A 25,868-nucleotide genomic window follows, 5' to 3' on the forward strand; every position below is an offset into this window, starting at 1 on the left:
CGTTTGGAAATCGTTTTTTGTATGTAAAATAATTTTTAGCCATGAAAGACGTATTTTAGTTATGTAACAAAAATAAGCCTTTTCATAGTAGCATGAGTACTAGAAACCGAGAGGTTTCTAGTACAGGGAAATTCGAGACCTGGGCTCGAATTTTAGGCAAGAGACTCGCTTTAGCGAGGCTACTGCCGTCCTTTGCTACTATACCAGAAAAGGCATTAAAAGATATTAATTTTGTAAGGAGTCGATAAACCATCCAAATGCTTCTTGTCCTTCAGTTGTTTGTTTAAAGACGCCGGCATTTTCTAAACCACGTTCAAAAATTTCACCAACTTTTTGACGAATCAAAGTTTCAACATTGTCTGAAGTGATTTTTTCATTGTCTTTAATTTCGTTAGCCCATGCTTTATGCATTTCAGGCATTTGATGAGCTTGACCTAGTAAGTAGTTTTCAACTTCTTTTAGTTCTGTTTTTAAACGAGGAGGAAGAATTGCTAACCCCATCACTTCAATTAATCCAATATTTTCTTTCTTAATTGGATGTACATCCACATGAGGATGGAAAATACCATCTGGATATTCTTCAGTCGTACGATTATTTCTAAGCACTAAATCTAATTCATAGATACCATCACGTACACGAGCAATTGGTGTAATCGTATTATGAGGAGTGTCTTCTGTAAATGCGAAAATATCCGCACTTTCATCTGAATAATTTCTCCATTTATCTAAAATATGAGTCGCTAATTGAACAATTTGTTTTGTATCTTTACTTGCTAGTCGAATTACGGATAAAGGCCAATGTAAACGAGAGACCGTACCGTCAAAACCTTCAAAAGAGTGGTTTTCTAAAATTGGTGCAACATCCATAGGAAAGACATGTCTACCAGATTGATAGTGATCATGAACTAAAATAGAACCACCGACAATTGGTAAATCAGCATTAGATCCAACAAAATAGTGAGGGAATTGACGTAAAATATCCATTAAATTCTCAAATGAACGTTCCGTAATTTGCATTGGACGTGGTACTTGAGTTAAGAAAATTGAATGTTCATTGAAATAAGAGTAAGGAGAATATTGGAATCCCCAATCTTCATGATTAATTTCTAAACGAATAATTCTATGATTGCTTCTAGCAGGATGATTGAAACGTCCGTAATACCCTTCATTTGTCATCGTTAATTGAGAAGCAGGGTAACTAGATTGTTTGACTAATTTTGCTTGAGCAATTGCTTTTGGATCTTTTTCAGGTTTTGATAAGTTAATCGTAATTTCTAAAGTACCATATTTTCCTGAATACGGAAATTGAATATTTTTAGCAATAGCTCTTGTTTGAATGTAATGATTTTTTTGGCTTAATGCATAGAAATAGTTAGTTGCTTTTTCAGGATTTTCTTTATAATGGTTCCAGAAGTTTTTATTTACAACAGATGGAAGAGGCGTTAATAAATTCATAACGGCTGCTTCAAATGCTTCTTTTTCTGGTAAAATATCTTCAATTACTCCTAGTTCTATCGCTAATTGAATAATTTCGTCCATGGAATCCTCTAATGATGGGATGTTATCATTAGAAATTTCAGATGGCTTATAATCATCTAATTGTAATAAATGAAGTAATTGATTGGTTGTATAAATTTCGTCCAGTGGATCTAATAATTTTTCGAGTTTTGCTTTTTCAATAAAGTTTGTAATACTATGATACATATTTCGTTTCCTCCTAACCCATTTCATAATTTATATAAAAAATGCAATCGTTAACATTTCTTTCCCTATAAAAATGTAACTGCTTTTATATAAGCCTATTATAAAATGAAACTATAAAAAAACAAACCATTTTTAGCAAAAATACTAAAAATAGTTTGACTAATCAAAAAAGTCTATGTTTATTTGAAAAAAGCCCAAATATAATCGATAATCGCAGTTAATCCATAAGTATATGCCGCTAAAGTAATAGGTTTACAAATTAAAATAATGAGGATGAATTTTTTATAACTCATTTTTGTTAAACCAGCAAGCATACATAGGAAATCATCAGGTGAAACAGGAAAAGCCATCATGAAAGTAAAGAAGTAATCAAATTTATTTCCACGATTTAGCCAACCGATATAACGATGATAGGTGCTATCGTTTACCATTGATTTTACAAATAATTGTCCATAAATTCGAGCTAAATGGAAAGCGATAATAGAACCGATGATAATACCGATATAGTTATATACATTTCCAATAAACATTCCATAAATATATACACCTGCAATACTTGTTAAAGCACCCGGAATAATTGGAATAACTGTTTGTAGAATTTGTAATAAGATAAAAACAGGTGGTCCCCATATGCCCGCACGTTGCATATATTCACTAAGTGCTTCTTGGGAAGTAAATAATCCTTTTTGATATGCCCAAATACAAAAGATGACCGTTGCAATGGCTCCTGCGATAGAAGCAGCATGCATCATTCTTTGTGCAAATGGAGACAGAGGCTTACCTTGTTTAATATGTGTTTCAGTCATAAATTCTCCTTTATTTTAAATGATTTTCAACAGCTACTTTATCATAAAAGGCTTGCCATTGTTGGAGTACATTTTCTTTAGAGTAGAATTGTTCTCCTTTTTTAGATTTTTCGCAAGCTTCTTGATAGAAAGCCTCATCTTGCTGTAATTGACGTAAAATCTCTTGGAATTGTACTTGAGAATTTCCTTTTAAATAATAATCAAATAAAATAGGGCGATATTCTCTTAAATCTCTTAATAATAATGGAATATTCGCATTCATCGATTCCAATATCGTCATAGGGAATAGCTCTTCAAACGAAAGTTGTAACATTACATCTCCCATATTAAAGAATTCATTCATTCGTTCTCTTTCTACAAGCCCTAAGAAATGAACATTACTTGGTAATTCATCCATATGTTCCATAATTTCTTTTCGACCTTCAGAAATCCCTTTAAACGCAAAGTCACCCGCCCATACAAATTGGATATCAGGCATTTTTTTAGCTAAATCAATAAATTCTAAAACACCTTTTCTCATTTGTAATTGTCCTGCAGATACAACGGTAAATTTATCTGGATCTAATCCAAAAGATTCCCGAAGAGTTGCTTTTGAACGATCTGTAATTTTATAAAAAGTATCACGTGATACAAAGTTTGGAATGTACGTGATTCTTTCTTTTGGAATTCCATAATGTTCTAGATCTTCAATAAAACGTGGATTAACGGTTACTAGATAATCTGCTTGTTTATAAAATTGAAGAACATATTTATAAAATAATTCTTTAATCGGACGAGGTAGGGAAATACTTTTTTCTAAAGTTTCCGGTAAAAAGTGAACAGAAGCAATCATTGGACGGTTTTGTCTTGTGATAACAGATTTAATTAAAAAATCTGGATTAATCGTATGAATATGAGTAATATTGTATGTTTTTAATTGATTCACAACGACTTGATAGTCTTTTAAACCTTCTGTTACGAGATTAATTTGTTCTTCTGTAGCAGATAGAACACCTTGTCCTTTTACACTATCTGCTCGTGTAAGCATATTGATCGTTAACATATTGACTCCTTTAAGAAACAATTTCGTTTACTATTCTACCATGAAATGAAGCATTTGGAAAATAGCTAGTAAAATCTTAATAGATTTTAAAATATTTATCGAAAAATAGAATCTGAATTATATATTTATTTTATTGATAACACTTTTCAAATATACTACAGATAAAGAATGATTCTAATGGAAATATAATAAGGAAGGGTTAAAATGGTAGGGATTTTGATGAATTCTAGTGTACAAATAACGAATAAAAAAGAGTTCGAAGAGTTACAAAAAAATGACAACACCAAATACAGTGGTAAATATTAAAGAGACTATTCAAAATAGAATTAACCCTAAAAAACTCAATAATGAAAAAAACAATGTTCTATTGATTTTAAAGGGATATGAAAGCGCTATAACTTCTTAATTATACTGCAAATAATTTTTTAAAACAAGACTTGTTTTTTTGGAATGATATGCTATGCTTTGGATGAAATATGGAATATAAAGAAATATAAAAGGGATGATACCAATGTACACAGTACCATTTTTTTATGGAATTAAAATGTTAACATAAATAGAAAGAAGGATTTTTATGAAGAATAAGAAAAAAATATTATCATTTATTGCAATGCTTATTGTTTATAACCTTGTATTTATCGTACATTTTCTTATTACAAAAAGTACTAATTTCATGTTTAGTTTTGTTTCTTCAATTGGAGCAATAGTTGTCTTTACACTTTTATATATGTGGGATAAAAAAAGAGCAGTCAAAAAATAAGAACACTCTATCTTAAAAATGAAGTGACCCAAAAAGTTAGATTTTTTGAGACGACTTAAGTCGTCTCTTTTTGATTCTTCATAAGTTAATTTCATAAAAAACACCCAAAAATTAGATTTTTTATGTCTAACTTTTTGGATGTAGTATAAATAGAATTACTCTGGGAACAAAGATACATAGAAAAAATTCTGGTGATAAAAAGGGAGGATTAAAAATTGATAGTAGATATTGAATTAATTGAATCTTTATTAGAAAAATATACTGCATATAAAATAAGTAAAGATACTGGAATAAGCTATACTACAGTGAATGATTGGAAAAAAGGTGAAACAAGTATTTTCAAAATGCAGTTAGGAAGTGCTATAAAATTATCAGAATATGCAAAAAAAGAAAACGTTGAAAAAATTCAAAGATAACTTTTTGCCTTATGGGTAATTTTTTTGTATACTAGATACAGAGAAATCAAGAGAGGTTATTCATGAAGCGTCAAAAAAATAAACCTAAAGGTAAAGCATCTAAAAATTCAAAAGAAGCAATGACATTAGTGGATTGTTATTATATTCCAACAGCGATTGCAGAACATTTTTGCCTATTACGTGAGCATTGTGCGACAGAAGTAGAACAAACTTTATTACAGCACTTTGCAAAAGTTCAAAGAGAACAACGGGAAGACATTGGCGAAGTAATTGTTGCATATGATGAAGCTGGTACATGTCATGGCGAGATTAGTTTAAGTCCAACTGAAATATCAAAATTAGAAAAAGAAATTTCAGCCGAGAGATTAGATAAATATTTAGAAATTTATTTCAAATAAGATATTTTAAATAATGGATAAAGTATAATCTGTAACAACTCCTGTTGGAAATTCCTTCAGGAGTTTTTTTCTTAAGTCGTGTGATTTGCCTCGACACTTAGAGCTTGATATCATCAAATAGAAAGGTAGGAGATATTATGGAATTAGGAATTCGTAATTTTACATTTAGAAACCCAACAAAAATTTTATTTGGAAAAGATCGTATTAAGGATATTGATGGAGAAATTCCAAAAGATGCAAAAGTATTAATTTTATATGGTGGGGGTTCTGTAAAAAAGAATGGAGCTTTCGACCGTGCTGTACAAGCATTAGGAAATCGTGAATGGGATGAGTTTGGAGGAATCGAAGCAAACCCAACATACGAAACATTAATCAAAGCTGTTGCACGTGTAAAAGAAGAAGGATTTACTTATTTACTAGCAATTGGTGGTGGTTCTGTCATTGATGGAACAAAGTTTGTAGCTGCAGCTAGTGTTTTTGATGGCAATCCATTAGATATGTTTCGAGGTGGATTTGGAAAAGGTCTTCCTGTTACAAAAGCTGTTCCATTTGGAACGATTTTAACATTACCTGCTACTGCATCTGAAATGAATAGTGGTGCGGTGATTACCTTTGTAGCATTAAAAGCAAAAGTAAGTTTTAGACCAGATGTTACATTCCCTCAGTTTTCAGTTTTAGAACCTGAATTAACGTATACATTACCAAAACGACAATTAGTGAATGGTGTATTAGATACCTTTATTCATACAATGGAAAATTATTTAACATACCCTGTAGATGCAAAATTACAAGATCGTTATGCAGAAGGCATTTTACAAACATTAATTGAAATTGCACCAACAGTCATTGATGAGGATAATCACGACTTTGCTGCAAGAGCGAACTTTATGTGGTGTGCAACAAATGCATTAAATGGAACAATTTCTGCAGGTGTGCCAACAGACTGGGCAACTCATGCATTAGGACATGAAATTACATTAAATCATGGAATCGATCATGGACGTACATTATCGATTGTGTTGCCAGCTATGATGAAAGTACGTAAAGAACAAAAATGGGATAAACTCATTCAATATGGAAAACGAGTTTGGGATCTATCTGGAACACCAGAAGAAATCGTCAATGGAGCCATAGAAAAAACAGAAGAATTCTTTGCATCATTAGGTGCACCAATTCGATTTAAAGATATTTCATTAGATGAATCAGTCATTGAAGCTTTAGTGGAAGGATTAGGACGTCACGAGAAAATTCATTTATCTGAGCATCATAATTTAGAATTAGAAGATGCAAGAATCATTTATCAAACTGCATTATAGTAGGGGGAAGGAGCGAAAAAATGGCAAGTGAATTAATTGAAGAAAAGTTAAAACAATTGCCTGATTTACCAGGATGTTACTTGATGAAAAATCAAGAAGATGAAATTATTTATATTGGTAAAGCAAAAAACTTAAAAAATCGAGTTCGCTCCTATTTCCGTGGAGCACATAATACTAAAACTGAAAAATTAGTGAGTGAAATTCATCATTTTGAATTTATTGTTACAAAAACGAATAAAGAATCATTATTGTTGGAAATTAATTTAATTAAGAAATACCAACCTTATTACAATATTAAATTAAAACAAGGAACCATGTATCCTTATTTAAAAATTACAAATGAGAAAGATCCTCAACTGATTATTACAAGTAATGTTGAAAAAGATGGGGGCATGTATTTTGGACCTTATCCGAATGTTTATGCGGCAACAGAAACGCAACAGCTCATTCAAAAAATTTATCCATTAAGAAAATGTGGGAAAAACGAAACACGTGCTTGTTTCTATTATCATTTAGGGCAATGTATTGGCTGTTGTGATCATGAAGTTTCACCAGAAATTTATCAACAACAAAAGAAAAAAATCCAACGGTTTCTTGAAGGCGATGTAAAAGAAATTAAGCAAGATTTACAAAAGAAAATGGATGAAGCTTCAGAACAATTAGAATTTGAACGAGCCATTGATTATCGAAATCAAATTCAATATATCGAAACAACAGTAGAAAAACAGCATATTATGTCACAAGACTTTACAAATCGGGATGTATTCTCATTCTATATGGATAGAGGTTGGATTTCTATTCAAGTCTTTTTACTTAGACAGTCCACAATTATCAAGAGAGAAGCAGCATTATTCCCGATTTATAATTCAGCAGAAGAGGAATTAATATCATTTATTGTACAGTTTTATCAAGAACAAAATCATATTTTACCAAAAGAAATATTAGTTCCAGCAGAAATTGATAAGGAATTATTGGCTGAAGTATTAGAAGTTAAAGTATTAACCCCTCAAAGAGGACCGAAGAAGCGAATGCTTGATTTAGCGACACAAAATAGTGAAGTAGCTTTACTTGAAAAATTCAAGATTGATGAAAATAGTCAGCAAAAAACATTAGGTGCGGTGGAACAATTACGACAAGCACTTGATTTAAGCCGTTTAAGTGTCATTGAGTCATTTGACCACTCGAATATTCAAGGGACAAATCCTGTATCAGCAATGGTCGTTTATCGAGATGGAAAACCGGAGAAAAAAAGTTATCGAAAATTCAATATTAAAACGGTACAAGGGAGTCATGAATTTTTAACGACACAAGAAGTTGTTAGAAGACGATATTCAAGATTATTAAAAGAACAGAAACCTTTACCGGATTTAATTTTGATGGATGGTGGAAAAGTTCAGATGAGAGCTGCCATGGAAGTTTTAGAAGATGAACTTGGATTATCTATTCCAATTGCTGGAATGGTAAAGGATGAGAAACATAAGACCGCTCATTTACTGTATGGGGAAGAGTATGAACAAATTGAATTAGATCCAACGAGCCAAGCTTTCCATTTATTACAACGAATTCAAGAGGAAGTCCATCGATATGCGATTACATTCCATCGTCAGGTACGAAGTAAAAATGCTTTTTCATTCATTCTTGATGAGATTGAAGGAGTTGGACCAAAGACTCGTACGAAACTATTACAGTATTTTAAAACAATGAAGGGAATTCAAGAAGCAACAGTTGAAGAGATTCAAAAACTAGGAATTTCTGAGAAAGTGGCAACCAGAATCAAAGAATCAGTGAAATAAATTCATCGGGATTTCTCTTGATGTTGTGAGGCCCGCCAGCAGCCTCCTTCGGAGTCTCATGGCTAACATTTGAGCCTAGGGTCTCAAATGTTGCCTTAAAAGCTTCCTCTGGTCAGGAAGCTTTTATTTCACAACTGCTGCGATAAATCCCATGTGTTCTTTTCATTAACGGATGGTTCGCATAGGATGTTTTTTACGTTAAACTCATTTATGTTTTGGCGTGTGGCAAAGGCGCGCTTTGCGCTGTTTGCCTATTGGTGTACCTGGGTGGTGATTTCTCTTGGGGTTGTGAGGCTGTGATTTGGGAGAATTGTGTAAATTCAGGCTCACTTCTGTATCTTTAATTGTTATACAAAGTTTTAGAGTGGTTTAAGTGTTTATATAACAGATTTTTAAATCTGTTATATTTTTTTATGAAAATAGTAAAAAATGATTGATTTCTTTCTCTAGGTGTGCTATTTTAGGTTAGTCAAAAATATATGAAAAAAGGACGGTAAAATTATGAATAAATGGTTTAAACTTGGTGCAGTTGCTGCAACATTATTTTTAGGAGCTTGTTCGACTTCGACAAGTACTACTACAAGCAAGGATACTGTATCACAAGCACAAAAAAATTGGGATGCAATTGAAAAAGCAGGAAAGATTAAAGTTGCAACAGCAGGTACTTTATATCCACAATCATTCCATACAGATAAAGACAATTCTTTAACTGGTTATGATGTTGAGATTGTAAAAGAAGTAGCTAAACGCTTAAAATTAGAAGTTGAATTCACAGAAATGGGTGTTGACGGTATGTTAACAGCATTAGATAGTGGTCAAGTAGATATTGCTAACTATTCAATTGAAGATGGAGCAAAAAATATTGATAAATATTTACGTACTGAACCTCATAAATATTCATTTACATCAATGGTGGTTCGTGAAAGCGACAATTCAGGAATCTATTCTTGGGCTGATGTAAAAGGTAAAAAAGCTGCAGGTGCTGCAAGTACAAACTACATGAAAATTGCTAAAAAATTAGGGGCAGAATTAGTTATTTATGACAATGTTACAAATGATGTTTATATGTCTGATTTAGTAAATGGTCGTACAGATGTTATTATTAATGACTACTATTTACAAAAAATTGCTGTAGCATTCGGTAAAGATACTTTCCCAATTAAAATTAACGAAGGTATTTACGCAAACCCATATAGCGCAAGCTTCTCTATTAAATTAGGAAATGACGTTATCCAACAAAAATTCAATGAAGCATTAAAATCAATGAAAGAAGATGGAACATTAACAGAAATTTCTAAAACATTCTTTGCTGGTGAAGATGTAACTCAACCAAAAGACTTGAAATTAGAAAAAATTGATTTTTCTGATGTAGAATAAGAGGCGATGTCGATTGTTTAATCTTAAGTTAGCGATTCATAGTCTTTCCTTTGTATTAAGTGGTTTACAATATACATTAGGAATTGCTGGAGTAAGTTTTATTTTTGGAACAATCTTAGGTTTCATGTTTGTTTTAATGAAACGATCGAACATAAGAATTTTAAGAATGATTGCTAATTTTCATGTTTCTTTTATGAGAGGAACTCCTACATTAGTATTTTTATTCTTATTATATTTTGGATTACCTTATTTAAAAATTCAACTTCCAGCTCTAGTCTGTGCAATCTTATGTTTTAGTATTGCAAGTAGTGCATATATATGTGAAGTTTTACGTTCTTCAATTGATGCAGTGGACTATGGACAATGGGAAGCTTCTACTTCCTTAGGATTGAATTATTTTCAAACATTAAGAAGAGTGATTGTTCCTCAAGCATTTAGAATTTCAGTACCACCTTTAAGTAATGTGTTATTAGATATGATTAAAGGAACTTCGTTGGCAGCAATGATTACGGTACCTGATATTTTTCAAAATGCTAAAATTGTTGGAGGTCGAGAATTCGATTATATGACGATGTATATTTTAGTAGCGTTAATTTACTGGAGTATCTGTTTAGTGTTTGAACAAGGTCAGAAAATTTTAGAAAAAAGATTATCATTATATTAAGAATGAAGAGGTTGGAATTCCAGCCTCTTTTTTGTATGCAACGAGGATTGCTAGAGATTTTAAGGAAAATATGATAGACTATCCAGGAAGAAAAGGAGTGGTGATCATGAAAAAATTAGCAATTATAGGCACAGGGTGGATATCTTCATCTTTTGTAGAAGCGGTGCAACAAACAAATAGTTTTGAAGTCGTATCTGTATACAGTAGAACTCTAGAAAAAGCAGAAGAATTTGCTAAAAAACACCAGATTCCTTTTTGGACAAATCAATGGAGTGAATTTTTATTAGAAAATAATTGGGACGTTGTCTATATCGGATCACCAAACCATACACATGGTGACTATTCAAAACAATTATTAGAGCATCAAAAAAATATTATTGTTGAAAAACCTTCTTTTTTATCGGTTGAAGAGTGGGATGAAGTTCATCAATTAGCGATGGAAAAAAACTTATTCGTTATTGAGGCTATTCGTCATTATTATGAACCAGCCTTCCAAGAAATTGGTAAAATGATTGATTCTAGAATTGATGAAGTAAAAGGTGCAGTTTTATCGTATGCAAAATATTCTTCAAAATATGATGCATTTTTAAGAGGTGAAATTGCGAATTCATTTTCATTATCCTCTGGTGGAGGTGCTTTAATGGATTTAGGAGTTTATCCTATTTACAATGCGATTAGTTGGTTTGGAATGCCAGAAAAAGCTCATTATCAAGCACGTAAATTACAAAATCGAGCGGATGGACAAGGAATTGTATCATTGGAGTATCCAACATTTGATGTAACAATTTTTGTTGGAAAAGTGTTAAATGTATGTCTCCCTCAAGAAATTTACTTTGGCAAAAAAACGTTGCAAATAAATGACTGCCAAGAAATTAAAGAAGTCAAAACATTATATATGAGTGAAGTTGAGGAAACAAAGAAATATGAACTTCGTAAAAATCCATTAGAATGGGAAGCCATTGGTTTTGCAAAAATATTAGAACGTACACCAGAATCCTTAAAACAATATGAACAAAGTAAAAAAATAAGTCGTAATGTTTTAGAAGTGATTGAAGCATTAAGAAATTCAGCAGGAATTACATTTAATTAAGGAGAAATTATGAAAGAATATATTCAAAACAAATGGAATGAAAAAGGTTTTAAAGACTTAACGCCGATTCAAGAAGCAACAAAGGAATTGATTCAAAATGGGGAAGATGTAGTAGCAGTCTCTCCAACTGGAACAGGAAAAACATTAGCTTACTTGTTACCCTTATTAGAGAAAATTGAAATCAATCATGAACTACAAGCAGTCATTTTAGTACCTAGTCAAGAATTAGCACAACAAATTGGTGAAGTTATTCGTGAATGGAAATTACCAGAACTAACCATGTTAGTTTTAGCAGGAGGAGCTAATGTAAAGCGTCAAATTGAAAACTTAAAGAAAAAACCAGAATTAGTCGTTGGAACACCAGGACGACTAACAGAATTAGCGAATCAAAGAAAATTAAAACTTCATCAAGTTCAAACACTTATTTTAGACGAAGCAGATTATTTATTAGCGCAAGAACATTTAGAACAAACTCGTTCTTTTATTAAAAAATGTCCATCACAACGACAAATGATTTGCTTTTCAGCCACTAAAAATGAAATATTAGAATCTATTCACCAATGGATTAATATGACACCAAAATGGGTTGAAAATGTACAGAAGATATCTGGAAATGGGAATGTAAAACATGTGTATATTGAATCTCCTGTTCGTAAAAAAGATGAATTGTTAAGAAAGTTCGCAAATATGAAGGAATATCAAGCATTAGTATTTGTCAATTCACTTGTAAATGCAGGGATTTTAGCAGAAAAATTACAGTATCACAATATTCCTTGTGCATTATTAACGAGCCAAGAAAATCAAATCAATCGTAAAGCTGCAATTCAAGCTTTTAAAAAAGGAGAAGTTCCTATTTTATTAACAACGGATGTGGCAGCACGTGGATTAGATATTGAAGATTTACCAGTCGTCATTCATTATGACTTACCTGAAAATAAAGAGGTATATACTCATCGTTCAGGAAGAACTGGAAGAATGGGCAAAGATGGATTAGTTATTAGTTTTGTTACGGAAAAAGAAGTAAGAGACTTGAAAAAATTGATCCCAGCTGATGCAACACTTGAAGCGTTCCAAGTTCATTCAAGCCAACTACAAGTTGCTCAGAAGAAAAAAATGGTGGAAAAGAAACCATATAAACCAAAAGAGAAAAAAGGAACCGCTAAAAAAGCTTATCCATCAAAAGATAAAAAATCCTTTAAAAATAAAAAATCATCAGGTAAGAAAAAGTAAAAAGGAGTCTCTTAAATGCTTACATTGGAGTTTTTAAAAAATCATTTAGAAAAATATCATTTACCATATGAAGACAAAGCTGTGTTCATTCAAGTTAAAAGACTCATTCATGAAGAAAATGAGATTTGCTATTGGTCTTCAAAGGGATGTGTATTTTTTGGGTTAAAAGATGATGCGACTTTTACTGATACAAGACCTCTACTATTTCCAGTTGGACGAATAGAGAAAGTACAGTATCAAAAGAAATTTTTATCAAATGATGAATTCAGTTTTGAAGTTGAAGGAGAAAAGTTTCAATTTGAAATTCCTCATCGTTCTAAATATTTTTCAAATCAAAAAGAACAATTAAAACTGTTCCGAGTAATGATGGAACAATAAAGGAGACGGACATGGAAATAATTCGTTCGCACCAAAATGCAATGGTAAAAAATTATCAAAAATTACAAACTTCCAAAGGTAGAAAAAAAGCGGAAGCGTATATGATTGAAGGGGAACATTTAGTTGAAGAAGCTATTCAATCAAATATTTCCATTCAACGCTTAGTAGTCAGTGAGGACACGATTCATCTTTATGAAAAATGGACAAAGAGCTATCCAACAATGTTTGTTTCAAAAGAGGTGTTTGAAAAATTATCGATGACTCAAACGAATCAAGGTATTTTAGCGATTGTACCATTAGAAAAAAAACCATTGGTCGAAGTTCCTCAGGGGCGTTATCTTTTAGCAGATGCGGTTCAAGATCCCGGTAATTTAGGAACGATTATTCGTACTGCCGATGCTGCAGGATTTGATGCAGTTGTTTTAGGAGAAGGCTGTGTGGATTTATACAATGATAAAGTTGTTCGCTCCATGCAAGGAAGCCAATTTCACGTAGCGATTTATCACGAGAATTTAATGGATGTATATGGGAAGTTAAAAGAAAATGATATTCCAATTGCGGTAACAGCACTTCATCGTGATGCTAAAGATTTCAAATGGTTAACTGGCAGAGAGTCTGTTGCAATTGTAGTTGGAAATGAAGGAAATGGCGTTCGTGACGAATTGATTGAATCTGCGGACTCCATTATTCAGATTCCGATGTTTGGTCAAGCAGAATCGTTGAATGTTGCGATTGCTAGTGGGATACTTATGTACCAAACGAGAATATAAAATATATAGGGATTGGGCTGATGTTGTGAGGCCGCCAGCAGCCTTGCAAAGCAAGTCTCATGGCTAATTTTTGAGCCTGGGGTCTCAAAAATTGCCTATGAAAGTACTCTGGAAACAGAGTACTTTCATTTTCACAACGGCGCCCAATCCCATGTGTTTCGGTCATAACAGGAGAGTACGTTTAGGATGTGGGGTACGGAAGTGTCTTTTACGTTCTGTCGTGTGGCAGAGGCGCTTCGCTGTCTCCCTAATGAGGGACTATTTGGGGTTAGTGAGTTAGTCCTAGTTTAGTACTTCTCATCGGTTATGAGCGTTTTGTTTGATTGATATTTTTATCTGTGCTATACTATTTATGAATTAAGATGACGTGGAAAGGAGAGTGAGCAGGAATGCTCACTCTTTTTACGCAGTTATGTAAAGGAGGTTATCTATGAGTAAAGTAGCAGAATTAGTTTCAACACTCGCTTTGCCAGTTATTGAAGCAGAAGGGTTTGAATTAGTCGATTTAGAGTTTGTAAAAGAAGGGAAAAATTGGTTTTTACGTTTTTACCTTGACAAACCAGGTGGAATTGATTTAGATGATTGTGCGTTTATGAGTGAAAAATTTAGTGAATTATTAGATGCACAAGATCCAGATCCGATTCCTCAAGCGTATTTCCTTGAAGTATCTTCTCCTGGTGCTGAACGTCCTCTGAAAACTGAGAAAGATTTGAAAGAAGCGATTGGACAATATGTTCATTTATCTTTCTATCAACAAGTTGAAGGTGAAAAGTTTTTAGAAGGATTTTTAACAGAAGTAACTGATGAGTCAGTGACTTTAGAAGTGAAAATTAAAACGCGTAAAAAATCAGTTACGATTGTGCGTGAAAATATTGCAAAAGCTCGATTAGCGATTCAATTCTAGGAATCAATGAGAAACATTTTTGACAAAGGAGTCACATTATGAGTAAAGAAATGATTAAAGCATTAAATATTCTTGAAGAAGAAAAAGGGATTTCTAAAGAAGTTGTGATTACAGCTTTAGAAGCGGCTCTTGTTTCTGCTTATAAGAAAAACTATGGACAAGCACAAAATGTTGAAGTTGAATTTGATGCTAAAAAAGGAAATATGCATGTATATGCAGTGAAAGAAGTTGTGGAATATGTATTTGATTCAACACTTGAAGTGAGTATTGACGAAGCTCATGAATTACATAAAGCTTATGAAGTTGGAGATAAAATTCGTTTTGAAGTAACTCCAAAAGACTTCGGTCGTATTGCTGCACAAACAGCTAAACAAGTCATTATGCAACGTTTAAGAGATGCTGAACGTACAAATATTTATAATGAATTTATCGAATATGAAAATGAAATTATGACAGGTGTAGTTGACCGTCAAGATTTCCGTTATGTATATGTAAATTTAGGTAAAATTGTTGCAGGAATGACAAAACAAGATCAAATTCCTACTGAAGAATATTTACCAGATCAACGTATTAAAGTATTAGTATCTAAAGTTGATAACACAACTAAAGGTCCATTAATTTTCGTAAGTCGTACACATCCAGATTTATTAAAACGTTTATTTGAACAAGAAGTTCCTGAAATTTACGAAGGAGTTGTAGAAATCGTTTCTATTGCTCGTGAAGCAGGAGATCGTGCGAAAGTTGCCGTGCGTTCTAGAGATACGAACTTAGATCCAGTTGGTACTTGCGTAGGACCTCGTGGACAACGTGTTCAAAATATTGTAAATGAATTAAATGGTGAAAATATGGATATCGTTGAATGGAATGAGGATCCATCTGTATACATTGCGAATGCATTAAATCCTGCACAAGTTGTGAAAGTAGATTTTGATTCTGATCGTAATAGCTGCATCGTTGTAGTTCCAGATCATCAATTATCATTAGCGATTGGGAAACGTGGACAAAATGCTCGTTTAGCGGCTAAATTAACTGGTTTCCGTATTGATATTAAATCGGAATCAGCTTATCAAGAATATTTAGACCAATTAGATTCAGAATTACCTACAGTTGAAGAAGATTCAAGTGAAGAAGTTCAAACTGAAGAATAATCAAGAAGGAGGCATCTTATGAAAAAAAGAAAAGTTCCAATGCGTCGTTGTATAGCTTCTGGAGAAATGATGCCTAAGAAAGAATTGGTACGGATTGTTCGTAACAGTGAAGGTGTCGCTCAAATTGATCCTACTGGAAAAGTCAATGGAAGAGGAGCTTATATTACATTAGAACCGACTCTTGTTGAAAAAGCATGGAAGAATCATTTATTTGAACGTCAATTAGAAATCGAAATCCCAGATAGTTTCTATGAAGAACTATTGCAATATGTGGATCACCAAAAAGCTAGAAAAGAGTTATTTAGTGATGGAAAGCATTGATAAAAAGAAAGCTCTCAATTTATTAGGTATGGCGACAAGAGCTCGTAAACTAATATCTGGAGAAGAGCAAGTACTGCAAAGTATTCAAAAAGAAAAAGTGAATCTCGTTATTTGTACAACAAATAGTAGTGAGAATACCGTAAAGAAAATCAAAAATAAATGTGAATATTATGAAATCCCTTTTATTCAGCAATTTACAACGGAAGAAGTTTCGCAGGCGATTGGAAAACAACGTTCGATTATCGCCGTTGCTGATCAAGGTTTTACAAAAAGTCTGATGAAGATGAAAGGATTTAACGATATGAACGAATAGGAAGGTGAACGTATGTCAAAAACACGTGTATATGAACTTGCAAAAGAGTTAAAACTACCTAGTAAGGACATTATCGAAAAAGCAAAACAATTAGGCATTAGTTATAACAGCCATATGTCAACAATGGAAGATGGAGAAATTGCAACAATTAAAGCTTCAATTTCAACAAAGAAAGAAGCTCCAAAAAAAGTTGTTGAAAAGAAAGAAACTCCTGTGCCTAAAAAAGTAGAGGCAAAAAAAGAAGCAGTGCAACCTAAAAAGGAAACTGCAAAAAAAGAAGAAGTGAAAAAAGCTGAACACAAACCAGCACATTCACCAAAACAACAGGATAAAAATCATCAACCAAATCAAAATAAACACGGACATAAGAAGGAATCTATGCAAAAACAAGAAAAAGTAGCAAATAAAGGACCAAAACATCAATCTCGTGATGAAGAATCATATTCAAATCATCGTGAATCTAAAAAAAATAATGATTTCAAACGTGGAAATCAAAAACGTGGTGGCGAACGTAATCAACAAGAAAACTTTAATAAGAAAAATCGTCATCAAAAAAATAACCGTAAACAACAAAAGAATGCTGAACAAAAACCAGCAGTTCCAGCACGTAAATTCCATGAATTACCAGATGTATTAGTGTATACAGATGGAATGACAGTTGCTGAATTAGCTAAAAAGATTAAACGTGAACCAGCAGAAATTATTAAAAAATTATTCTTATTAGGAGTAATGGCAACATTAAACCAAGGATTATCGAAAGATGCGATTGAATTATTAGCAGCAGACTATGGTATGGATGCTGAAGAAAAAATCGAAAAAGATATTTCTGATTTAGATGTATACTTTGAAGAAGCAGCTGCTGAGAGCGACTCACATGCAGTTCGTCCTCCAGTTGTTACAATCATGGGTCACGTTGACCATGGTAAAACAACTTTACTTGACCAATTAAGAAATTCTTCTGTAGTAGCTGGAGAAGCCGGAGGAATTACACAACATATTGGTGCTTACCAAATTAAAATTGATGGCAAACCAATTACATTCTTAGATACACCAGGTCACGCGGCATTTACAACAATGCGTGCTCGTGGTGCGGATATCACAGATATTACAATTATTGTAGTTGCTGCTGATGACGGTGTAATGCCACAAACAATCGAAGCAATTAACCACGCTAAAGCGGCAGATGTTCCAATTATTGTTGCTGTAAACAAAATTGATAAACCAGCTGCTAACCCAGGACGTGTGATGCAAGAATTATCTGATTTAGGTTTAGTTCCTGAAGCATGGGGTGGAGACACAATCTTCGTTGAAATTTCTGCTAAATTTAATCAAAATATCGAAGAATTATTAGAAATGATCTTATTAGTAGCTGAGATGCAAGAATTAAGTGCAAATGCTAATCGTTTAGCATTAGGTACAGTTATTGAAGCTCGTTTAGATAAAACAAAAGGACCTATCGCAACATTATTAGTTCAAGAAGGAACGCTTAAAGTTGGAGATCCAATCGTTGTCGGAAATACATTCGGACGTGTTCGTGTAATGGTGAATGACCAAGGACGTCGTGTTAAAACAGCTGTCCCAGCAACTCCAGTTGAAATTACAGGGTTAAATGCATCTCCACAAGCTGGTGACCGCTTCGTAGTATTTGAAGATGAAAAATCAGCTCGTGCAGCCGGTGAAGAACGTGCAAAACGTGCTTTAATTGAACAGCGTAACGCATCAAGCCGTATTACTTTAGATAACTTATTCTCAACATTAAAAGATGGAGAAATGAAAGAAGTTAACGTCATTATTAAAGCAGACGTACAAGGTTCTGTAGAAGCATTAGCTTCAAGTTTACAAAAAATTGAAGTTGAAGGCGTACGTGTGAAAATTATCCATACAGCTGTTGGGGCAATCAATGAAAGTGATATTACTTTAGCAACAGCAAGTAATGCGATTATTATTGGTTTCAACGTAAGACCTACACCTCAAGCGAAGATTCAAGCTGAATCTGATCAAGTAGATATTCGTTTACACCGTATTATTTATAATGTTATTGATGAAATTGAAACAGCGATGAAAGGTATGTTAGATCCTGAATTTGAAGAAAAAATTACTGGTTCTGCTATCGTTCGTGAAACTTATACAGTATCTAAATTAGGTACAATTGCTGGTTCATATGTTACTGAAGGGGTTGTAAAACGTTCTAGTCAAGTTCGTTTAATCCGTGATAACATTGTTATTTATGAAGGTGAATTAGCAAGCTTGAAACGTTTCAAAGATGATGCTAAAGAAGTGAAATTAGGATTTGAATGTGGAATTATGATTGAAGGCTACAATGATATTAAAGTAGATGATATTATCGAAGCATTTGAAATGGTTGAAATTAAAAGAAAATAGTCGTTAAATGATGGAATGAAGAGAGGAGAGTATCAAATGGCGAATTTCCGTGTTGGTCGTGTTTCTCAAGAGATTTTAAGAGAAGTGAATGATATTTTGTCAAAAAAAGTTCGTGATCCTCGTGTGCAAGAAATTACGATTACAGAGGTTGATGTAACGGGCGATTTACAAATTGCGACGGTTTATTATACAACTTTGCAAACTTTAGCGAGTGAGCGACAAGCAACTGAACGTGGATTGGAAAAATCTAAAGGTTTAATTCGTCGTGAATTAGGGAAACGTTTATCTCTCTATAAAACGCCTGAATTAATTTTTAAACGTGATGAGTCTGTTGATTATGGAAACCATATCGAAGAATTGTTGAAGAGTATCCAACAAGAGGATGAAGAGCGTTAAATATAAATAAAAAAGTTTTTCTATAGTAATACAGGACGCCAGTAGCCCCCTATGGGGTCTCTTGGCTAAAATTTGAGCCATGGTCTCAAATTTCCCTAGTAAAAGTAGCCAGATGGCTACTTTTACGCATATTACTATAGAATTTTTTATTTGTATTTACCTTAAGAATTAATACTTCTAAGTAGGAAACGTAAATTATTATAATAAAAAATACTCTCCGTAGTAGCTCCAGTAATGGAATCCTGATTAAGGATTTCATTACGGGAAAAATTGAGACCTTAGGCTCAATTTTTAGCAATGAGACTCGCAAAAGCGAGGCTGCTTGCGTCCCAAGCTACTACAGAGAGTATTTTTTGTTATAATTATTATAATTATTTTAATAACTTCGTGAAAATTTTTCTAACTGTGGTATAATAAAAACACTATGAATAAAAGAGGTGTGTTATGATTTCTGCAAATGAGACTTGGATTCTTTGGTCCATTATTATCGTCATTGCAACAGCAAGTATTTATTTAGAAAATCATTATGAGTGGGCATCGAAAATTAGTGGTCCGATTATTGGTTTATTAGCAGCAGCTACATTAAGTAATGTTGGCATCATTCCTGTTGAATCTCCTGTTTATGATCAAGTATGGGATATTGTAGTTCCATTAGCAATTCCGATGTTGCTATTCACATGTGATTTAAAACAAATTTGGAAAGAAAGTGGACGTTTATTAATAATTTTCTTAATTAGTTCTGTAGGAACTATATTAGGGGCTTTAGTAGGATATGCCTTCTTAGGAAAATTGATTCCCGTATTGAATCATATTGCTGGAATGATGGTTGGAAGTTATATCGGTGGTGGAGTTAACTTTGTGGCAGTTGCTTCTGCCTTTGATATTCCAAAAGAATTAATTTCTGCAGCTACTGTGGCGGATAATTTATTAATGGTATTCTATTTCTTAATTTTATTAATGATTCCATCAATGGCATTTTTCAAAAAACATTTTAAATCTGCTTATTCAAATGAAGAATTAGAAGACTCTAAACAATATCATTCAAAAACAGTAGTAACTTTACAAGATATTGCCTTTGTATTTGCGATTGCTGTAGTAATTGTAACGGTAAGCTTTAGTTTATCAAAAGGAATTGCCACTCTTGGACAAAATAGTGTGATTCAATTTATTTCTAATAAATATTTGATTCTAACAACTTTAACAGTGGCAGCTTCAACAATTTTTTCTTCATTTTTCAAGAAAATTCATGGAGCAAATGAAATTGGAACTTTCTTAATTTATTTATTCTTTGTCGTAATTGGGATTCCTGCTTCAATTGAGGCGATTATTGCGAAATCTCCATTACTTTTAGTGTTCTGTGCCATTATGGTCTTTGTAAATATGTTCGTGACATTCTTAGGGGCAAAAGTATTTGGATTTACCATTGAAGAAGCTATTTTAGCATCAAATGCAAACATTGGAGGTCCAACAACAGCAGCAGCCATGGCAGTATCAAAAGGCTGGCATCGCTTCGTAGCACCAACAATGCTAGTAGGAACATTAGGATATATATTAGGAACCTATATCGGAATATTAGTAGGAAACTTACTCATGTAAAACAAAAGACAAACATCAACTTAGAAAAAACTAAGAAGATGTTTGTCTTATTTATTTAGAATGATACCACCAAAAAAGACTTCCTATAGTAGTATGAGAAATATAAGCCAAGGCTTATATTTCAGGAAATTTTGAGACCTTAGGCTCAAAATTTAGGCAAGAGACCCGCAGGGGCTACTATATTCCACAGTATCCATTATTAAATAACAACAGCACATTATGTCATATGCCACCAAACAAAGACTTCCTATAGTAGTATGGGAAATATAAGCAAAAGCTTATATTTCAGGGAATTTTGAGACCCAGGCTCAAAATTTAGGCAAGAGATTCGCTACGCGAAGCTACTGCCGTCCTAATACTACTATATTAAGAAGTCTTTTAATAGATATATTATTTTGTTAGGTAAGTAACCGCCATCGCCTCTACGCCTGTATGGCTCATAATAATTGGTGAAGTCATTACAATTGTAAATTTAGCATCTGGGAATAAGTCACGTAAAGTGTCGATTTGAGTTTGATTAAACTCATTCAATCCAGCATGCATAATCCCAATTTCTTGAATCCCATTAGGGCAAGCTTTCATTTCCTCAAAAACTTCATCATATTTCTTCTGAAGAGACTTTAAACCTCTCCCTTTTTGAACAATCTCAATTTTACCATTGATGACTCCTAAGAATAGTTTAATGTTTAATAAATTCGAGAAAGCTCCCATGACACGACTAATACGGCCACCCTTAATTAAATTATCTAAGTTTAAAACGGTTAAATATAATTTCGTACGTTGACGAGTACTTTCAATAACTTCTAAAACTTCTTCAGCACTTTTGCCTTCTTTGGCAGCATTCGCAGCTTCACGAACAATAATCCCCATTGAACGAGAAGTGAAGTCTGAATCAACAACCGTTACAGTTGATTCAGTAATATCTGCTGCTTGTCTTGCAGCATTTACAGTTCCACTAATTGAATTCATCAAGTGAATAGAAATAATTTCAGAACCGTCTTTACCTAATTCATCATACAGTTCAACAAAACGACCAATAGAAGGTTGAGCAGTCATTGGTAATTCAGAACTTGCAATCATTTTATTTTTGAATTCTTCTTTTGTAATTGTTTCACCGTCTAAATAATGTTCCTCTTGAATGGTAATATTTAATGGAACTACATGAATATTGAAATCTTGGATTTCTTGTTCGGTTAAATCAGCAGTTGAATCTGTCACTATGATTATACGAGACATGTTGTCACTCCTTTTAACTTAATGTATTTCTATCATATCATATTTTTTTACAAAACACCTAGCATTAATATTTTTTACTAAGGATAGAGAATTGTTCAAGCGTAGGATTTGTTTTTTTTTAAGAAAATCTATGATAAAATATGAAAGGTTATTAAGTTAAATTTATTGAAAAAGGAAGAAATCAATGGACGGAATTTTACCACTATGGAAAGAAAAAGGAATGACTTCATTCGATTGTGTCTTTAAAGTAAGACGCTTATTACAAACGAAAAAAGTTGGGCATTCAGGTACATTAGATCCAGAAGTAGATGGAGTTTTACCAATTTGTGTTGGAAAAGCAACAAAAGTGGTAGAGTATTTATTAGAATCCAATAAAGTCTATCAAGGAGAAATTTGTTTAGGCATTGCGACTGAAACAGAAGATGCTCATGGAGAAATCGTGAAACAAGAAGCGATTATGACTCCATTTACAACAGAAGAAATTGATGCCATGATGGAAACTTTCATTGGAGAAATTACTCAAATTCCTCCAATGTATTCTGCTGTGAAAGTTAATGGTAAAAGACTGTACGAATATGCTCGAAAAGGAGAAGTTGTAGAACGTCCAGAAAGAAAAGTAAATATCTACGAGTTTAAACGAACTTCGACTCCTAAATATGATGAAGTGACAAAAACACAAAAATGGACTTTTGAAGTTAGTTGCAGTAAAGGGACTTATGTTCGTACATTAGCTGTTGATTTAGGAGAAAAACTAGGAGTACCTTCTCATATGTCTCAGTTAACTCGTATTAAAAGTGGACCATTTATGTCAGAACAATGTGTGACCTTATCACAATTAGAAGCTTTAGTGGAACAACAGCAAGCAGAATCGATTCTTCGACCTTTAGAAGAAGTATTTAGTACGTACCCTAGAGTGGATATTAGTGAGGAATTCATGACAAAAGTGAAAAATGGTGCCATTTTAACAATAGCAGAATTACCACAAGTGATAGAACCTTCAACTTTTTATATTGAAGGTGAATTAATAGCCTTATATGGGCCTCATCCTGAGAAAAAAGGACTATTAAAACCGATTAAAATGTTTTAAGGAAAGAGAGATAACATGCAAATTATAAAAATCACCCATCCTTATGAGCCTTCTCAAATTGTTCAAGAGCCGATTGTGTTGGCACTTGGATTTTTTGATGGGATTCATTTAGGGCATCAGGAAGTGATTCAACAAGCAAAGGAAAAAGCTCAAGAACTAGGCGTGAAATTAGCGTTAATGTCATTTGACCATCATCCTTCGATTATATTCCAAGGAGTAGATCCAGACGAATTACAATATCTATCACCCTTTGAAAGAAAGGTAGAGTTATTAGAAGAATTCGGCGTAGATATTTTCTACGTTATTGATTTTACAAAAGAATTTGCTTCATTAAGTCCTCAAGAGTTTGTTGACCAATATATGGTTGGACTAAATGCTATAACGGTTGTTGCTGGATTTGATTACACTTATGGGAAAAAAGAGATTGCTAATATGGATTTATTACCTACTTATGCAAAAGAAAGATTTTCAATTGTTACGATTTCTGAACAGCAGACAGAAAAACAAAAAATTGGTTCAACAGCGATTCGAAACTATTTAGAAACGGGTCAAATTGAAGAAGCAAATGCACTATTAGGCTATGAATATACAATGATTGGAAAAGTTGTTCATGGTTTTGGACGTGGAAGTGCCTTATTAGGATTTCCCACAGCGAATATTGATGTTTCAACGGACACTTATTTATTGAAAAAAGGAGTTTATATTGTAGAAATTCAAGTAGAAGATCAGTGGTATCCTGCGATGGCTTCAATTGGAGTGAATCCAACGTTTAATGATGTAACGAAAATTACGATTGAAGTCTATATTTTAGATTTCCAAAGAGATATTTATGAATTCCCTGTAAGAGTAAAATGGTTGCATTATTTACGAGACGAATTAAAATTCGATGGAGTAGAAGCACTTATTGCTCAATTAAAAGAAGATGAAGTAAATACTAAAAAATATTTTGAAAAATAATAGGGGAAAAATATGTGGTACTTGAAAAATTTTGACGAATTATCGAAAACAGAAGTCATTGAAATTTACAAAGCAAGAATTCAAACCTTTATTGTGGAACAACAATTAAATTATCAAGAAATTGATGAAATTGATAAAAGAGCGTGGCATTTATTTGAAACAGATGAAAATGGTAAAGTGATTGCTTATTTACGAATTTTCCAAGAAGTCGATGGCGCTCATATCGGACGTGTCCTTGTTGATGAAGCTTATCGTAGACAAGGAAAAGGGACAGCTCTAATGGAAAGAGCGATAGAAATTTGTCAAGAATGGTATGTCGATCAGCCGATTATGATTCATGCACAAACGTATTTGCAACTGTTCTATGAATCATTAGGCTTCGAAGTTTGGTCACAACCTTATCAGCTAGTTGGAATTGAACATATAGATATGATTTTAAAATAGGAGGCATTTGTATGATTACTCGTTACACAAGACCGGAAATGGCTAAGATTTGGTCAGATGAAAATCGTTATCGTTGTTGGTTAGAAGTTGAGATTTTAGCTTGCGAAGCTTGGGCAGAGTTGGGAGAAATTCCTAAAGTTGATGTCCAAAAAATTCGTGACAATGCTAGTTTTTCAGTGGAAAGAATTTTAGAAATTGAAGAAGAAACAAGACACGATGTTGTAGCTTTTACTCGTGCAGTGAGCGAAACGTTAGGGGAAGAACGAAAATGGGTTCATTATGGTCTAACAAGTACAGACGTTGTGGATACTGCCTATGGTTATCAATTAAAACAAGCGAATGATATTTTACGTAAAGATTTAAGACGTTTCTTAGAGATTATCGAACAAAAAGCGCTTGAACATAAATATACTGTCTGTATGGGAAGAACGCATGGAGTACATGCAGAGCCAACGACTTTTGGGTTTAAACTTGCATTATGGTATTCCGAAATGAAACGCAATATCGAACGATTTGAACGTGCTGCCCAAGGTGTAGAAGCTGGTAAAATTAGTGGGGCCGTTGGAACTTTTGCCAATATTCCAACTTCAGTAGAAGCATATGTATGTGGGCAGTTACATATTCGTCCACAAGAAATTTCAACACAAATTTTATCAAGAGATTTACATGCTGATTATATTTCAACGATTGCTTTAATTGCGACAAGTATAGAAAAATTTGCGACTGAAATTCGAGGCTTGCAAAAATCAGAAACACGTGAAGTCGAAGAATTTTTTGCAAAAGGTCAAAAAGGATCTTCAGCAATGCCACACAAGAGAAATCCAATTGGTTCAGAAAATATGGCTGGGTTATCAAGAGTGATTCGTGGACATATGGTAACAGCGTATGAAAATGTCAATTTATGGCATGAAAGAGATATTTCGCATTCATCAGCAGAACGAATCATTATTCCAGATAGTACGATTTTATTAAATTATATGTTAAATCGTTTTGGAAATATTGTTAAGAACTTAACGGTATTTCCTGATCGAATGCTTAAAAACATGGATGCAACATTTGGATTAATTTATAGCCAACGTGTTCTATTAAAATTAATTGATAAAGGATTAAGCCGTGAAAAAGCTTATGACTTAGTACAACCATGTACAGCATTAGCTTGGGATGAACAACGTTCATTTAGAGAAATTATTGAGAACCACGAAGAAATTATGTCACATTTAAGTGCAGAAGAGTTGAATGATGCCTTTGATTATCACTATCATATTCGACAAGTTGATGAAATTTTCCACAGAGTTGGACTTGACTAGTGCATTTTTCTAAAAAATATGGTATAAACGTAT

The 25,868-nt window shown here is 33.1% G+C and carries 27 protein-coding genes; 23 read left to right on the top strand and 4 right to left on the bottom strand.

Translation table 11 applies throughout. The annotated features are described in order from the left end of the window. Window positions 1-225 precede the first annotated feature (225 nt). From galT to RWL86_RS02980, 3 genes are all read right to left on the bottom strand, one after another. Complete coding sequence (galT, locus tag RWL86_RS02970; RefSeq protein ID WP_314077102.1) at window positions 226-1,704, bottom strand: UDP-glucose--hexose-1-phosphate uridylyltransferase; 1,479 nt, start codon at window positions 1,702-1,704, stop codon at window positions 226-228. A gap of 179 nt (window positions 1,705-1,883) precedes the next feature. Then, entirely contained in the window at window positions 1,884-2,510 is a 627-nt protein-coding gene (locus RWL86_RS02975) for a TVP38/TMEM64 family protein (RefSeq protein WP_314077103.1), read from the bottom strand. A gap of 10 nt (window positions 2,511-2,520) precedes the next feature. Further along, the gene (locus tag RWL86_RS02980; protein ID WP_314077104.1) at window positions 2,521-3,552 is read right to left on the bottom strand and encodes a glycosyltransferase family 4 protein; all 1,032 of its coding nucleotides are present in this window, start codon (window positions 3,550-3,552) and stop codon (window positions 2,521-2,523) included. Between the two features lie 274 nt (window positions 3,553-3,826). Here RWL86_RS02980 and RWL86_RS02985 point away from each other — a divergent pair, with 274 nt between their 5' ends. The 19 genes from RWL86_RS02985 to RWL86_RS03075 all read left to right on the top strand — a co-directional run bounded on the left by RWL86_RS02985 (window position 3,827) and on the right by RWL86_RS03075 (window position 20,804). Next, entirely contained in the window at window positions 3,827-3,958 is a 132-nt protein-coding gene (locus RWL86_RS02985; RefSeq protein ID WP_314077105.1) for a hypothetical protein, read from the top strand. Window positions 3,959-4,126: 168 nt separating this feature from the next. Next, window positions 4,127-4,312 (top strand): hypothetical protein, encoded by a 186-nt coding sequence (locus RWL86_RS02990; protein ID WP_314077106.1) that lies wholly within the window; start codon window positions 4,127-4,129, stop codon window positions 4,310-4,312. 215 nt (window positions 4,313-4,527) lie between these two features. Beyond that, window positions 4,528-4,728, top strand: coding sequence for a hypothetical protein (locus RWL86_RS02995; RefSeq protein ID WP_314077107.1), 201 nt, complete (start codon window positions 4,528-4,530; stop codon window positions 4,726-4,728). A 62-nt stretch (window positions 4,729-4,790) separates the two neighbouring features. After that, window positions 4,791-5,126 (top strand): hypothetical protein, encoded by a 336-nt coding sequence (locus tag RWL86_RS03000; protein ID WP_006702577.1) that lies wholly within the window; start codon window positions 4,791-4,793, stop codon window positions 5,124-5,126. A gap of 137 nt (window positions 5,127-5,263) precedes the next feature. Then, entirely contained in the window at window positions 5,264-6,442 is a 1,179-nt protein-coding gene (locus RWL86_RS03005; protein ID WP_314077108.1) for an iron-containing alcohol dehydrogenase, read from the top strand. A gap of 20 nt (window positions 6,443-6,462) precedes the next feature. After that, window positions 6,463-8,235: an excinuclease ABC subunit UvrC gene (gene uvrC / locus RWL86_RS03010; RefSeq protein WP_314077109.1), complete on the top strand. Its 1,773-nt coding sequence runs from the start codon at window positions 6,463-6,465 to the stop codon at window positions 8,233-8,235. A 501-nt stretch (window positions 8,236-8,736) separates the two neighbouring features. Then, a complete protein-coding gene (locus RWL86_RS03015; RefSeq protein ID WP_314077110.1) occupies window positions 8,737-9,612 on the top strand; it encodes a transporter substrate-binding domain-containing protein in 876 nt (291 codons plus the stop codon). Between the two features lie 13 nt (window positions 9,613-9,625). Further along, window positions 9,626-10,276, top strand: coding sequence for an amino acid ABC transporter permease (locus tag RWL86_RS03020; protein ID WP_314077111.1), 651 nt, complete (start codon window positions 9,626-9,628; stop codon window positions 10,274-10,276). 106 nt (window positions 10,277-10,382) lie between these two features. Further along, window positions 10,383-11,366 carry a Gfo/Idh/MocA family oxidoreductase gene (locus RWL86_RS03025; protein WP_314077112.1) on the top strand — a complete coding sequence of 328 codons (984 nt, stop codon included), beginning with the start codon at window positions 10,383-10,385 and terminating at the stop codon, window positions 11,364-11,366. A 9-nt stretch (window positions 11,367-11,375) separates the two neighbouring features. After that, window positions 11,376-12,596 carry a DEAD/DEAH box helicase gene (locus tag RWL86_RS03030; RefSeq protein ID WP_314077113.1) on the top strand — a complete coding sequence of 407 codons (1,221 nt, stop codon included), beginning with the start codon at window positions 11,376-11,378 and terminating at the stop codon, window positions 12,594-12,596. Window positions 12,597-12,611: 15 nt separating this feature from the next. Further along, window positions 12,612-12,974 carry a hypothetical protein gene (locus tag RWL86_RS03035; RefSeq protein ID WP_314077114.1) on the top strand — a complete coding sequence of 121 codons (363 nt, stop codon included), beginning with the start codon at window positions 12,612-12,614 and terminating at the stop codon, window positions 12,972-12,974. Between the two features lie 11 nt (window positions 12,975-12,985). Beyond that, a complete protein-coding gene (locus RWL86_RS03040) occupies window positions 12,986-13,744 on the top strand; it encodes an RNA methyltransferase (protein ID WP_314077115.1) in 759 nt (252 codons plus the stop codon). A 430-nt stretch (window positions 13,745-14,174) separates the two neighbouring features. Next, window positions 14,175-14,648 (top strand): ribosome maturation factor RimP, encoded by a 474-nt coding sequence (gene rimP, locus RWL86_RS03045; protein ID WP_006702587.1) that lies wholly within the window; start codon window positions 14,175-14,177, stop codon window positions 14,646-14,648. 38 nt (window positions 14,649-14,686) lie between these two features. Next, window positions 14,687-15,796, top strand: coding sequence for a transcription termination factor NusA (nusA, locus tag RWL86_RS03050; protein ID WP_314077116.1), 1,110 nt, complete (start codon window positions 14,687-14,689; stop codon window positions 15,794-15,796). Between the two features lie 18 nt (window positions 15,797-15,814). Next, a complete protein-coding gene (gene rnpM, locus RWL86_RS03055) occupies window positions 15,815-16,117 on the top strand; it encodes an RNase P modulator RnpM (protein WP_006702589.1) in 303 nt (100 codons plus the stop codon). Next, entirely contained in the window at window positions 16,104-16,430 is a 327-nt protein-coding gene (locus RWL86_RS03060) for a ribosomal L7Ae/L30e/S12e/Gadd45 family protein (RefSeq protein WP_314077117.1), read from the top strand. Before rnpM ends, RWL86_RS03060 begins: the two co-directional genes overlap by 14 nt. 12 nt (window positions 16,431-16,442) lie before the next feature. After that, window positions 16,443-18,812, top strand: coding sequence for a translation initiation factor IF-2 (gene infB, locus RWL86_RS03065; RefSeq protein ID WP_314077118.1), 2,370 nt, complete (start codon window positions 16,443-16,445; stop codon window positions 18,810-18,812). A 36-nt stretch (window positions 18,813-18,848) separates the two neighbouring features. Beyond that, window positions 18,849-19,208, top strand: coding sequence for a 30S ribosome-binding factor RbfA (rbfA, locus tag RWL86_RS03070; protein ID WP_227931372.1), 360 nt, complete (start codon window positions 18,849-18,851; stop codon window positions 19,206-19,208). Between the two features lie 444 nt (window positions 19,209-19,652). Beyond that, entirely contained in the window at window positions 19,653-20,804 is a 1,152-nt protein-coding gene (locus RWL86_RS03075; RefSeq protein ID WP_314077119.1) for a DUF819 family protein, read from the top strand. 390 nt (window positions 20,805-21,194) lie between these two features. On the opposite strand, the gene RWL86_RS03080 is transcribed toward RWL86_RS03075, so the two are convergent. Next, window positions 21,195-22,040 carry a DegV family protein gene (locus RWL86_RS03080; RefSeq protein ID WP_314077120.1) on the bottom strand — a complete coding sequence of 282 codons (846 nt, stop codon included), beginning with the start codon at window positions 22,038-22,040 and terminating at the stop codon, window positions 21,195-21,197. Between the two features lie 184 nt (window positions 22,041-22,224). Between RWL86_RS03080 and truB the strand changes: the two genes are divergently transcribed. Genes truB through purB form a run of 4 tightly spaced genes read left to right on the top strand, consistent with a single transcriptional unit; the run spans window position 22,225 to window position 25,835 of the window. Further along, window positions 22,225-23,127: a tRNA pseudouridine(55) synthase TruB gene (gene truB, locus RWL86_RS03085; protein ID WP_314077121.1), complete on the top strand. Its 903-nt coding sequence runs from the start codon at window positions 22,225-22,227 to the stop codon at window positions 23,125-23,127. 15 nt (window positions 23,128-23,142) lie between these two features. After that, window positions 23,143-24,084: a riboflavin biosynthesis protein RibF gene (ribF, locus tag RWL86_RS03090; protein WP_314077122.1), complete on the top strand. Its 942-nt coding sequence runs from the start codon at window positions 23,143-23,145 to the stop codon at window positions 24,082-24,084. 12 nt (window positions 24,085-24,096) lie between these two features. Continuing rightward, entirely contained in the window at window positions 24,097-24,528 is a 432-nt protein-coding gene (locus tag RWL86_RS03095; RefSeq protein WP_314077123.1) for a GNAT family N-acetyltransferase, read from the top strand. A gap of 11 nt (window positions 24,529-24,539) precedes the next feature. Then, window positions 24,540-25,835 (top strand): adenylosuccinate lyase, encoded by a 1,296-nt coding sequence (gene purB, locus RWL86_RS03100; RefSeq protein WP_314077124.1) that lies wholly within the window; start codon window positions 24,540-24,542, stop codon window positions 25,833-25,835. Window positions 25,836-25,868 lie beyond the last annotated feature (33 nt).

Origin of the sequence: uncultured Granulicatella sp., assembly GCF_963515095.1 — a bacterium.
GTDB lineage: Bacteria > Bacillota > Bacilli > Lactobacillales > Aerococcaceae > Granulicatella.